Here is an 11,332-nt window from a genome sequence, read left to right as displayed (position 1 = left end):
CCGACCTCCCGGAGGTGCCTCATGCCATTCGTCATCGCCGATGACGGCGCGCAGATCTTCTACAAGGACTGGGGGACCGGCGGCACGCCGGTGATCCTCAGCCACGGGTGGCCGCTGAACGCGGACGCCTGGGACGCCGCTGCTCTGTTCCTCGCCGCGAACGGACACCGTGTGATCGCCCACGACCGGCGCGGCCACGGCCGCTCCAGCCAGACGTGGAACGGCAACGAGATGGACACCTACGCCGACGACCTCGCGTGCCTCATCGACTTCCTCGACCTCACCGACGTCACGCTCGTCGGACACTCCACCGGCGGCGGCGAGGCCGTGCACTACATCGGCCGGCACGGCACGGCGCGCGTGGCCGGTCTGGTGCTGGTCTCCGCGGTACCGCCGCTCATGCTGGGTTCCGACGACAACCCGGGCGGCCTGCCGATCGAGGTGTTCGACGGCATCCGCGCAGGAGAGAGCGCCGACCGCTCGCAGCTGTACCGGGAGCTGGCCGACGGGCCGTTCTTCGGGAACAACCGCAACAACGACGTCTCGCAGGGCGTCCGCGACGCGTTCTGGCTGCAGAGCATGGCCAGCGGCCACCGCGGCGCCTACGAGTGCATCGCGGCATTCTCGGCCACCGACTTCCGCCCGGATCTGGCCAAGGTCGACGTCCCGACGCTGGTGATCCACGGGTCCGACGACCAGATCGTGCCGTTCGAGGTGGGCGGCAAGCGGTCCGCCGCCGCCATCGACGGCGCCACCTTGACCGTCTACGAGCACGGCGCGCACGGGCTGCCCGACACCGAACGGGACCGCCTGCACACGGACCTGCTCGCCTTCGTCGACTCACTGACCGCCTGAGAGAGGACGCACCATGACCACCATCGTGCTCGTGCACGGCCTGTGGATGACCCCGCGCAGCTGGCGCGGCTGGAAGGAACGCTTCGAGGCCGCGGGCCACACGGTCCTGGTCCCGGCGTACCCGGGATTCGAGATCGAGGTCGAGGCACTGCGGGAGAACACCGACGTCATCGCGAAGCTCACCGTGCCCGAGACCGTGGACCACATTGCCGCCCAGATCGAGGCGCTGCCCGAACCGCCGATCATTGTGGGTCACTCCTTCGGCGGGACCCTCACGCAGCTCCTGCTCGCGCGGGGGCTCGGTTCTGCGGGCGTCGTCGTCGACTCGGCACCCACCGAGGGTGTCCGCGTCAACCCGCTGTCGCAGGCCAAGTCGCTGTTCCCGGCGCTGAAGAACCCCGCCAACTACCACCGGGCCGTCGGGTTCACGCCCGAGGAGTTCCACTACGCGTTCGCCAACACGCTCTCGCGTGAGGACTCCGACGCCGTCTGGCAGGAGTTCGCCATCCCTGCGCCTGGCAACTGGGTGTGGGCCTACGGCCTGCTCGCCAACTTTACGCCCGGCCACCAGGAGACCTGGGTCGACTACGACGCCGACCGGGCGCCGCTGCTGTTCATCGGCGGCGAGGAGGACCACATCATGCCGCCGTCGGTGAACAGGTCGAACGCGAAGCACTATGCCAAGTCGCCCGCGCTCACCGAGTACCACGAGTTCCCCGGCCGATCCCACTGGATCTGCGCCGAGCCGGGCTGGGAAGAGGTCGCCGACTTCGCCCTGGCGTGGGCGCTCGAGAACGCGCGCCCCGTCTCCGTCCCGTTGGCATAGCCCGGACCCCCGATTCGACGAGCAGCTCATGCGTGTGACCCGAATCGGGCCCGTCGACCTCCCGAAACCATCCCGCACCACACCGTGAAAGGAACAATCGTGACCAGCATCAGACGCAAGCTCAGCGCGGCGGCCCTCGCCATCGCGACCACCTTCTCCATCGCCGCCCTCGGCGGCGCGGCGCTCCCCGCGGCCGCGACTGCGCCCGCTGCCCACGTCCAGACCACGACATCACCGAAGCCGACGGTCGTGCTGGTGCACGGGGCGTTCGCGGACTCCAGCGGCTGGAGCCTGGTGGCGACCGGTCTGCAGGCGAAGGGCTACCCGGTGATCGCCTTCTCCAACCCGCTGCGCGGCGTGGCCTACGACAGCGAGTACCTGCGGCAGTTCCTCAGCACGATCCCGGGACCGATCGTCCTGGTCGGCCATTCCTACGGCGGCGCCGTCATCACCAACGCCGCCACCGGCAACCCGAACGTGAAGTCCCTTGTCTACATCGCCGCCTACGCCCTGGACGAGGGCGAGTCGGTCCAAGCCGCCAACACCCTCGGCGGAGGCCACACCGAGGTCACCGACCACCTCGTGGTGCGCCCGTTCCCCGGAGCGACACCCGGAGACGCCGACGCCTACATCGACCCCGCGTTCTTCCCCCAGCTGTTCGCCGGGGACCTGCCCAAGGTCGTCGCCCAGAACATGGCCGGATCCCAGCGACCCGGAGCGTTCGCGTCCCTGGTCACCCCCTCGGGCGTGCCCGCCTGGAAGACGATCCCCAGCTGGTACCTCGTCGCCAAGCAGGACAAGATCATCCCCCCGGAAGCCGAGCGAGCCATGGCAGCCCGCGCCGGAGCCACGACCGTGGAGATCAACAGCTCCCACGTCCCGATGATCAGCCACCCCCTCGCCGTCCTCGCCCTCATCCGCGACGCAGCAAAGTAGGTCGGCCGACCTTCAGCATCGCGCCGGCCGCGCCGGCGACGACCGATCATTGTGCAAGGTCTTGCGGTGGCGACCTCAGGGTCGCCACCGCGGACCGTTTCACCACGCGCCAGCGAGCCGCTCAGAGCGTCTCGCCCCGAATTCGGTAGAGCCTCGCAACGGACGCTTCGAGCCTTCCCCGGTGCGGTGCGGCCGCTGGCCCGCGCGCGAGCTACACGCGGTGTTTGTCGTCGGACGGGCCTGGCACCCGGTCGGCTCCCGAGACCGTCGCGGACCTCCACACCTGCCCGGCGCCCGCGGTGCCGGCGCAGCGACAAGGTCGTCACGCGTGGGCCGCCAGCAGCGTGCGCACGAGCGTATCGGCCACCCAGTCCCGATAGTCCGCTGGGCTCCACCCGCGCTCGGTGACCAAGCTGTCGTAGTTGGCTCGCGAACACACCGTCACGAGAATGTCGGCGGCCTGCTGGGTCGAGAGTTCCCCGCGCAAGCTCCCCCGCTCGGCCAGTTGCGTGGCCAGCTGCCGCATGCCCTCCAGGCGGCGTGCCGCATACCCTTCCCGGACCTGCGCGAGCTCAGGGACGCTTGACGCCGCTTCGTCGAGGACCTGCAGCAGCGCCCCGGCCCGGGCATACACACCCGGCTGGGTCGCGGCGTACAGGTGGAGCTTGCGGGCCGGGTCCTTCTCCTCGATCACTCGTCGGATGCCAGGCCGCTGCTCGACGGGGAGCTCGGCGTTGACCATCCCGCCCGCCAGAGCGCTCTCGACGACCGCGGCGAGCAGTCCCGCCTTCCCGGGCGCCGCCCGGTAGATCGTCTCGACGGCCACGCCCGCCTCCGAGGCGATCCGCGGAATGGTGGCACCGGCGTAGCCGCGAGCGAGGAACACCCGGTGCGCCGCCTTCAGAACGCGTGCCCGGGTGAGCGCGGCTTGCGCGCGTCGCGATGTGGCGTCGTAGCGGCGCCGCGGCCTTGTGCTCTCTGACATTGAGGAGAATACTACTGGCATCAAATGGTCGGCGCGACCAGCGCCACGCCACAGGTGAGGAGCAGACCGTGTCCGAGACCGACATCAAGGCCATCACCGCGGGGATAGACATCGCGAGAAGCCCGTCCCACGTCTTCGGCTACATCACCGACGCAAAGCACCTCCCCGAGTGGCAACCCGACGTGCGCCAGGCCGCCTACGACCTGCCCACCGCCGTCGGCATCGGCGCCCGAGGCCAAGAAGTCCGGCACGTGATGGGAGCCGACCGCCCCATCACCTGGGAGGTCACCGAGTACGATCCCCACCGCCGTTACGGGGTACGAGGAGTCGACGGCCCGGTTCGGAGCCGCGTCACGATGGACCTGATCCCCACCGCCGACGGAGCTGGGACACATCTGGCGTACGGCATCGACTTCACGGGCCACGGGATCGGCAAGCTGATCGCGCCGCTCGCGCGTAGCGCTGCTCGCAAGGAGCTGGTGACCACACTCGAGAGACTCAGGCTCCAGCTCGAAGCGGACTGAGCTTCCCCAAGGATCCCCAACCAGGGCGGCGCCCACCTGCAGGAGTAGCGCGAGAAGCGGTTTCATGACCTTCTCACGTACGGTCAGATGTCGTGCCGGTCCGCAGCGGGCAGCTGTGGACGTCTCTGCAGGTCAGCGAGTTGAGCCGTTTCTGACGAGAAGTTCCACGAGCCTGTCGAATGCCCGACGTGGGCCCCGCATACCCCCTGCTGTGGCACCCGACGGTCGTCGCGCGGCCCCACGACAATGACCCTGTCCGCAGCGTTTCCGCTGGTGACAGGGCCTTCGTGGTGGAGCCGCCTAAGAGAATCGGACTCTTGACCTTCTCATGACGACGTGGGGACCGCCTTCTCCGGCGGTCACATGCTCGTGCGGTCGACACCGAGGATGCTCGCCCGCACAGGCGACCTCGCGCGAGGACGTCCCCGGTCCTCGCCGTGTTGTCGGGAAGCCCGATCGGACTGTCGACGGCAACTACGTCGACCGGTGGGTCGGCCCTGACGGCGTCGGTCAGGGCCGCGAAGGTCTGCGCAGGGAACACCTGTGCGTCGGCGCCGTCGAGCACGATGCCGATCAGCCGATCTTGCAGGCATCCACCACGGGGTGATCTGTCTCACCTTCGGGCCGATCGGGTGCGTTCTGGTCTCACCATGAAGAGCAAGCGGCCCTGCGCCCCGCTGGCCGCCCCTCGTGGGAGGTGTGCCATGGCCCAGGACGACACGACGCTGCACTGCCGCGAGTGCCGGACCCCCTACCCCGTCGGTCGACTCGCCCGCGAGTGCGAGCTGACGCACGGCGTCCGTCTCGTGTACGACAACTCGCATTTCTGGATGGGTTCCGGCGACGCCGGACCCCGCTACTCCCAGGCCCGCGGCTGACCGGCGCCAGTCTCTTCAGTCCTGGCCGTTCGTGGCTGCCGGAACCATGAAGCTCGGGCTCACGTCCGGCGGCGTCACCCACTGAGCATCCACGCGGCACACGTGTAGCTCCTTGAGAAGCCGTTCGCCGAGTGCCACGTGCTGATCGACCCGACGGCGCAGTGGAGCCACCCGACGTGCCGACCGAGGTCGGTGCGGGACCTTGGTGTAGGCGTCCGAGCTCATACGCAAAGCCGTGAGCGGCTGCGATTGTCCGGACGGCGTCCCACCTCGGCGCGGAGAGGCGTTTCGATGACCTTCTCACCTCGGTGAGAAGGGCCATGCCGGTCCGCAGGGGGCAGGTGCGGACGTCTCTGCAGGTCAGGAAGCCGTGCCGCTACTGACGAGAAGCTCCACGAGCCCGTATGACGCCCGCCCCTGGCCCCGCTTGGCGCCATCGTGGCTACCAGGGGTGGTTGCGCGCCCCCCACGACAAAGGCCCCGAACCAGCGTTTCCGCTGGTCACGGGGCCTTCGTGTCGGAGCCGCCTAAGAGAATCGAACTCTTGACCTTCTCATTACGAGTGAGACGCTCTGCCGACTGAGCTAAGGCGGCGTCGTCGGGACCCATGGACCCCGGCGAGCCCGCTTACTGTACCTGGCTGACCCCCGGCGCTCCAAAGCGAGGGCTGCACGCGACCGCGGCAGCGGCGAGCGCCACGACGTCCTCGGCGATCGCAGCCTGCCAGTTAGGAAACCGGTCGACCGCCCACGCCCGCCACGCCGCTCCCCCGTAGGCACCGGCGAGCCCGCCGACGGCACCCACGAGCGCGTGCGGGACGGGGTTCGCGTGGGCGCGTGCCGCGAGCATGGACGCTCCGATCGCGCCGGACGTCGCCCGGACCAGGGCGCCGCCGTGCTCCAGCCGACTCGGTGCGATCGGGAGCTTGTCGCTCACCAGCTCGGCGACCACCCCCACCGCGGCGGCCGCCCGCACCAGTGCTCCTCGGTCGCCGGTGATCGTCGGACCCGCCGGCCCGAGGGACGAGCGGGCGCCGGCGGCCCATCCGAGCAGCAGCGAGCGCACGACCAGGGCTGTCATCCCGACACCGTCACCCGGGACGGCGCTCCCGGCAACCTGGGTCAGCAGCGGGTGCCCTCCGCGGGGACTGCGCCGGTCAGCAGGTAGGCGTCGACGGTGTTGGCGATGCAGTCGTTCGAGGAGCCGTACGCGGTGTGCCCCTCGCCCTCGTAGGTCAGCAGGACCGCCGACGACAGCAGCTCTGCCAGCTGCTCGGCCCACTGGTAGGGCGTCGCCGGGTCGTTCGTGGTGCCGACGACGAGGATCGGCGCAGCGCCCTCGGCGGCGTAGGAGTCGAGACCGCCGACCTCGGGGACCGGCCACTGGGCGCACACGGTGCCGCCGTAGCCGAAGAAGTACCCGACCGTGGGGGCGGCGGCCTGGATCTGGGCCGCCTCGGCGCGCATCGCGTCGAAGTCCGCGGACGCCCGGCTGTCGAGGCAGTTGATGGCGTAGAACGCGACGAGCGAGTTGGTGCTGTACGTCCCGTCCGGCTGGCGGTCCGAGTACTGGTCGGCCAGCTGGAGCAGCAACGAGCCGTCGTTCTGGTCGATCGCGGCTGTCAGGGCTTGCGTCAGGAGGGGCCAGTACGACTGCGAGTACAGCGGGAGCGCGATCCCGTAGAACGCGAGCGACCGGGTCAGGGCGCGGTCGGTGCCGGTGGGCAGGGGGTTGGCCTCCGCCCGCTCGAACAGCTCCGTGATCTGCGCGAGCCCGTCGTCGACCGACCCGTCGAGCGGGCAGCGCGGGCCGGCCTGGCAGTCGGCGATGTAGGCGCGCAACGCGTTCTCGAAGCCGACGGCCTGACCTTCCGACGCCTCCGCGGACGGCAGGTCGGGCGGGAGAGCACCGTCGAGCACGAGCCGGCCGACCTTCTCCGGGAAGAGCGAGGCGTACGTGGCACCGAGCGCGGTGCCGTAGGAGAAGCCCAGGTAGGTGAGCGTGTCGTCGCCGAGCGCCGCGCGCAGCACGTCGAGGTCGCGGGCCGCGCTGATGGTGTCGACGTGGCCGAGCGCCGCACCCGTGTTCTGCTCGCACGCGGCCCCGAGCTCGCCGTAGATGTCGATGACCTCCTGGATCCCCGCGTCGGTCGAGTAGTCGGGGTCGTAGGCGATGAGCTCGTCCAGCGCGGGGTCGTCGATGCACTCGACGGGGCTGGAGCGCTGCACGCCGCGCGGGTCGAACCCGACGAGGTCGAACTGGCGGGTGATGTCCTCGCTCACCATGCCCTTGACCTGGGCGACGAAGTCGACACCCGAGGCGCCGGGGCCACCGCGGTTGAGCAGCAGGGAGCCGATCGGCTCACCGCCGGTCGCCCTGGCGCGGGCGAGCGCGATCCCGATCGACGGTCCCGCGGGGTCCGCGTAGTCCAGCGGCACCTGGGCGGTGGAGCATTCACCCTGCTCGCACGCGGTCCACTCCAGCTGCTGCGTGTAGTAGCTCGCGAGGTCGCCCGTCGCCTCCGCGCTCGGCGAGTCGGACGTGGTCCCGGGGACCGGTCCGGCCGCCTGGTTCTTGGGCGCCACGCACCCGGCGAGCAGCACGACGACGATGAGCACGGCAGCGATCAGCGCGACAGCGAGCCGGCTCCGCGGTTCGCGTCCGACGCTCGTGGGCGCGACGAGGCGGGCGGAGAGCGGCATGCGCACACGGTAGCCGCCGATGCTGGGCGTCCGGCCTCGCGTCCGCCGGCTGCATCGGACCGTCACCCGATCTGCACAGGGGGACCGTCATCCCTGCGGGCGGAGCGCCACCGCCATCGCCTCGACCGCGAGCAGCGGGGCGACGTTCCCGGCCAGGCGGGTGCGGGCCTGTCCGACGGCATCCATGCGTCGCAGGGTCTGCTCCGGGGTGCTCGACTCGGCGAGGACGCGCACCGACTGCTCGTGCTCGACGTTGACCAGCTCGACGCCCGCCCCCAGCTGCACGACGAGCACATCGCGGTAGAGCGACAGGAGGTCCACCATCGCGCGGTCCAGCACGTCGCGCTGCGCCCGGGTGGCCCGGCGCTTCTGGTCCTCCTCGAGCTGACGGACCTGGGTGCGCAGTGTCGGCGGCAGCGTCGCTGCACCTTCCGCGCCCATCGACCGGAGCAGCTCGGCCTTCTCCTCGGCGTCCCGCTGCTCCGTCGCGGCCTTGGCGTCGGCCTGCGCGGTCTCGACGAGCTCGCCGGCCGCGAGCACGGCGTCGCCGACCCCGCGGATCTTCGCCGCGATGCCCAGCACCGCGGACCGTCGGGCGCGCGCCTCGGGGTCCCGGGCGAGCCGACGAGCGATCCCGACGTGGCTCTGCGCCGCGCGGGCCGCGACCGCCGCGACCGCCGGGTCGATGCCGTCCCGCGACACCAGCAGGGCGGCGACCGCGTCGACCGGCGGCACGCGCAGCGCCACGGCACGGCTGCGGGAGCGGATGGTGACCAGGACGTCCTGCGGGCTCGGCGCGCACAGGACCCAGACCGTGCGGCCGGCCGGCTCCTCGATGGCCTTGAGCAGCGAGTTGCCGCTGGTGTCGTTCAGGCGGTCTGCGTCCTCGATGATGATCACCCGGTGCCGGCCTTGCGACGGCGACCGCTGCGCGAGCTCCACCAGCGGGCGGGCCGTCTCGGCGCGGATGAAGACACCCTCGGTGGCGACGACCGTGACGTCCGGGTGCAGCCCACGCAGGGTGGTGGTGCAGTCGTGACAGGTGCCGCAGCCGCCGGTCGCGCACTGCAGCGCCGCGGCGAACGCCCGGGCCGCGTTGGACCGCCCCGAGCCCGGAGGACCGGTGAGCAGCCACGCGTGGGTCATCGCGGCCGGGTCCTCGATCGCGTGCCGCAGGACCTCGACCGCGGGCTCCTGGCCGACGACGTCGTCCCAGACGCTCACGGTGCCACCCCGAGGAGGGTGGCGACCCGGGAGCGGATCTCCGACGCGAGCTCCTCGACCGGACGCGTCGCGTCCAGGACGAGCCAGCGCCCCGGCTCGGCCTCGGCGCGTCCGAGGAACGCCTCTCGGGTGCGCCGGTGGAACTCGTCGCCCGCCCGCTCCAGCCGGTCCGGGTCCCCGGTCAGCCGCGCCTTGCCGGCGACCGGGTCGAGGTCGAGCAGCACGGTCAGCGCAGGGAGCAGTCCGTCGACGGCCCACAGGGAGAGGCGTTCGACCTCGTCGGCCCCCAGGTCACGCCCGCTGCCCTGGTAGGCCACCGACGAGTCGAGGTAGCGGTCGGTGACGACCACGGCCCCGCGGGCCAGCGCCGGGCGGACGAGCGAGGCCACGTGGTGCGCGCGGTCGGTGGCGTAGAGCAGCGCCTCCGTCCGGGAATCGACGTGGTCGCCGTGCAGGACGGCGTCGCGCAGCAGGAGACCGAGCTCGGTGCCGCCCGGCTCCCGGGTCAGGACGACCTCCCGCCCCAGTCCCGTCAACCAGTCGCCGAGGAGGCGCGCCTGCGTCGACTTCCCGGCGCCGTCGCCCCCTTCGAACGAGAGGAAGAGGCCAGGAGGGTGGGTGGTCACGTGCGTCAGGGTAATCGCCGGGTCCGACGTCACTCCCCCGGGTACGTCACGCCGACCAGCGAGCGGATCGTGTCCATCGTCCGCAGCACCTCGAGGGTGTTGTCCCACGTGAGGCGCGGGCTCTCGGTCGCGCCGGCGGCGACCTGGCGGGCGACCTCCGCGGCCTCGTACTGCAGGCCCTTGGTGCCGGGCTGGTCGAAGTCCCACACCCGCCCGTCGAGGCGCTGCACGCGGAACGACGTCGGGCCGTAGAAGCTGCCGCGGACCCAGATGTTGCCCTCGGTGCCGGAGATGGTCGCGATCGTCGGCGTCTTGGCCCACAGGGTCGTGGACAGGGTCGCCTGCGCGCGCTCGCCGTAGGACAGCACGATCGAGATCTGGCCGTCGACACCGGTCGGCGTCAGCTGCCCGACCGCCTGCACCGCGTCCGGGACGCCGAGGAAGTCGTGCGCGAACGACACCGGGTAGACGCCGAGGTCGAGCAGGGCGCCGCCGGCCAGGGCGGGGTCGAACAGCCGGCTCTTCGGGTCGTACGCGAAGGCCTGACCGTGGTCCGCCGACAGGTTGATGATCTCGCCGATCTCCCCGGCGTCGATGACCTGGTGCAGCGCGTAGACGTGCGGCAGGAACCGCGTCCACATCGCCTCCATCACGAACACCCCGGCTTCACGGGCGGCGGCGAAGACCTCCTCGGCCTCCCCGGCGTTGCGGGTGAACGCCTTCTCGACGAGCACGTTCTTGCCGGCGCGGATGGCCAGCAGGGCCTGCTCCTTGTGCTCGGAGTGCGGCGTCGCGATGTACACCGCGTCCACCTGCGGGTCCTCGACCAGCTCGCGGTAGCCCACGTGGGTGGTCGGGATGCCGTGCGCCGTGGCGAACCGCTGCGCGCGGTCCCGGTTGCGGGAGCCGACGGCGACCAGCTGCGCGCGCGTGTGCGCGTTCACGGCCGAAGCGAACGTCGCGGCGATGTTGCCCGCGCCGAGGATGCCCCAGCGGATCGGTGGTGCAGAGCGGGGGTCTTCAGCGCGGTCAGCCATGAGCGACAACCTAGCGCGCGACCGGCGACCGGTCCGCCCGGGTCCGGCAGTCATCTCCCGACGACGGCCTCAGCTCGCACGAGATCGTCAGTTCGCGACGAGATCGTCAGCTCCAACTGACGATCTGGTCGCAAAGTGACGATCTCGCGGCGCGGCGCGCTGGTGGGCACTGCGCTGTGCGGAGTGGGTCGGGTGGCGTTGACGTGGGCTGCGTGGACCTTGTTGGGTGGCGGGGTGCCGGCTGTCCCCGATCGTCTCGCCGCGTGGGGTCAGCAGCTGGTGGAGACGCACGACAGGTTGCGGGACGAGCTGGACCGGCTCCTCGACGGGCTTGACGAGACGTCCGAGCTGACGCCCGACCTCCGGACCCATTGCGTGGCGTTCTGCAGCGCGGTCGGGCGGCACCACACCAGCGAGGACCGGACTGCGTTCCCGGCGCTGGCGGCGCAATACCCGGAGCTGCGGGACACCCTCGACGGGCTCGCTCGCGACCACCACGTGGTCGCGGGCATCCTGCGGAGCATCGACGCCGTGCTGACCGACAGCGACGACCTCTCGCGGGCGCGCCGCGAGATCGACGGGCTCGCCGCGATCCTCGAGTCGCACTTCCGCTGGGAGGAGCGCGCGGTCGTCGCGGCGCTGGACGGAATGACCGACCACGGCGTCGACGCGGAGCGGTTGTTCGGCCGCGACGTCTGACGGGCCACGACGGATCCGACCGGACCCGTTGCGTCCGGAC

13 protein-coding genes and 1 tRNA gene are annotated in these 11,332 nt (G+C 71.2%); 6 read left to right on the top strand and 8 right to left on the bottom strand.

The features are described from left to right. Window positions 1-21 precede the first annotated feature (21 nt). From ASG23_RS01765 to ASG23_RS01755, 3 genes are all read left to right on the top strand, one after another. A complete protein-coding gene (locus ASG23_RS01765; protein ID WP_056019200.1) occupies window positions 22-855 on the top strand; it encodes an alpha/beta fold hydrolase in 834 nt (277 codons plus the stop codon). Window positions 856-868: 13 nt separating this feature from the next. Further along, window positions 869-1,681: an alpha/beta hydrolase gene (locus ASG23_RS01760; RefSeq protein ID WP_056019197.1), complete on the top strand. Its 813-nt coding sequence runs from the start codon at window positions 869-871 to the stop codon at window positions 1,679-1,681. Window positions 1,682-1,780: 99 nt separating this feature from the next. After that, window positions 1,781-2,617, top strand: coding sequence for an alpha/beta fold hydrolase (locus ASG23_RS01755; RefSeq protein WP_056019194.1), 837 nt, complete (start codon window positions 1,781-1,783; stop codon window positions 2,615-2,617). 322 nt (window positions 2,618-2,939) lie between these two features. Here the strand turns inward: ASG23_RS01755 and ASG23_RS01750 are convergent, their stop codons facing one another. Beyond that, complete coding sequence (locus tag ASG23_RS01750) at window positions 2,940-3,602, bottom strand: TetR/AcrR family transcriptional regulator (protein WP_162242649.1); 663 nt, start codon at window positions 3,600-3,602, stop codon at window positions 2,940-2,942. Between the two features lie 68 nt (window positions 3,603-3,670). Here ASG23_RS01750 and ASG23_RS01745 point away from each other — a divergent pair, with 68 nt between their 5' ends. Next, window positions 3,671-4,126: an SRPBCC family protein gene (locus ASG23_RS01745; RefSeq protein WP_200941486.1), complete on the top strand. Its 456-nt coding sequence runs from the start codon at window positions 3,671-3,673 to the stop codon at window positions 4,124-4,126. A gap of 73 nt (window positions 4,127-4,199) precedes the next feature. On the opposite strand, the gene ASG23_RS20850 is transcribed toward ASG23_RS01745, so the two are convergent. After that, the gene (locus ASG23_RS20850; RefSeq protein WP_200941485.1) at window positions 4,200-4,691 is read right to left on the bottom strand and encodes a DUF429 domain-containing protein; all 492 of its coding nucleotides are present in this window, start codon (window positions 4,689-4,691) and stop codon (window positions 4,200-4,202) included. 139 nt (window positions 4,692-4,830) lie between these two features. On the opposite strand from ASG23_RS20850, the gene ASG23_RS19745 reads away from it, so the two are divergent. Beyond that, complete coding sequence (locus tag ASG23_RS19745) at window positions 4,831-5,004, top strand: hypothetical protein (RefSeq protein ID WP_157465471.1); 174 nt, start codon at window positions 4,831-4,833, stop codon at window positions 5,002-5,004. 521 nt (window positions 5,005-5,525) lie between these two features. Here the strand turns inward: ASG23_RS19745 and ASG23_RS01740 are convergent. The 6 genes from ASG23_RS01740 to ASG23_RS01715 form a co-directional block, all read right to left on the bottom strand. Further along, window positions 5,526-5,598: transfer RNA gene (locus tag ASG23_RS01740), tRNA-Thr, on the bottom strand. Window positions 5,599-5,631: 33 nt separating this feature from the next. Continuing rightward, a complete protein-coding gene (locus ASG23_RS01735) occupies window positions 5,632-6,084 on the bottom strand; it encodes a hypothetical protein (protein ID WP_056019188.1) in 453 nt (150 codons plus the stop codon). Between the two features lie 41 nt (window positions 6,085-6,125). Next, window positions 6,126-7,706: an alpha/beta hydrolase gene (locus ASG23_RS01730; protein WP_056019185.1), complete on the bottom strand. Its 1,581-nt coding sequence runs from the start codon at window positions 7,704-7,706 to the stop codon at window positions 6,126-6,128. An 87-nt stretch (window positions 7,707-7,793) separates the two neighbouring features. Beyond that, entirely contained in the window at window positions 7,794-8,930 is a 1,137-nt protein-coding gene (locus ASG23_RS01725) for a DNA polymerase III subunit delta' (protein ID WP_056019182.1), read from the bottom strand. Next, the gene (tmk, locus tag ASG23_RS01720; protein WP_056020624.1) at window positions 8,927-9,556 is read right to left on the bottom strand and encodes a dTMP kinase; all 630 of its coding nucleotides are present in this window, start codon (window positions 9,554-9,556) and stop codon (window positions 8,927-8,929) included. Before tmk ends, ASG23_RS01725 begins: the two co-directional genes overlap by 4 nt. A 29-nt stretch (window positions 9,557-9,585) precedes the next feature. Then, complete coding sequence (locus tag ASG23_RS01715) at window positions 9,586-10,593, bottom strand: Gfo/Idh/MocA family protein (protein ID WP_056019180.1); 1,008 nt, start codon at window positions 10,591-10,593, stop codon at window positions 9,586-9,588. A 135-nt stretch (window positions 10,594-10,728) separates the two neighbouring features. On the opposite strand from ASG23_RS01715, the gene ASG23_RS01710 reads away from it, so the two are divergent. Beyond that, on the top strand, window positions 10,729-11,292 hold the full coding sequence (locus tag ASG23_RS01710; protein ID WP_056019177.1) for a hemerythrin domain-containing protein: 564 nt from the start codon (window positions 10,729-10,731) through the stop codon (window positions 11,290-11,292). The last annotated feature ends 40 nt before the right edge of the window (window positions 11,293-11,332 follow it).

The sequence above is a fragment of the Cellulomonas sp. Leaf395 genome (genome assembly GCF_001424125.1).
GTDB lineage: Bacteria > Actinomycetota > Actinomycetes > Actinomycetales > Cellulomonadaceae > Cellulomonas.
Note: the sequence above shows the minus strand (reverse complement) of the source record. Positions and strands in the feature narration are given on the sequence as shown.

Coding starts and splice junctions, on each gene's coding strand:
- ASG23_RS01765 (WP_056019200.1), top strand. CDS start 22: ATGCCATTCGTCATCGCCGATGACGGCGCGCAGATCTTCTACAAGGAC.
- ASG23_RS01735 (WP_056019188.1), bottom strand. CDS start 6,084: ATGACAGCCCTGGTCGTGCGCTCGCTGCTGCTCGGATGGGCCGCCGGC.
- ASG23_RS01730 (WP_056019185.1), bottom strand. CDS start 7,706: ATGCCGCTCTCCGCCCGCCTCGTCGCGCCCACGAGCGTCGGACGCGAA.
- ASG23_RS01715 (WP_056019180.1), bottom strand. CDS start 10,593: ATGGCTGACCGCGCTGAAGACCCCCGCTCTGCACCACCGATCCGCTGG.
- ASG23_RS01760 (WP_056019197.1), top strand. CDS start 869: ATGACCACCATCGTGCTCGTGCACGGCCTGTGGATGACCCCGCGCAGC.
- ASG23_RS19745 (WP_157465471.1), top strand. CDS start 4,831: ATGGCCCAGGACGACACGACGCTGCACTGCCGCGAGTGCCGGACCCCC.
- ASG23_RS01750 (WP_162242649.1), bottom strand. CDS start 3,602: ATGTCAGAGAGCACAAGGCCGCGGCGCCGCTACGACGCCACATCGCGA.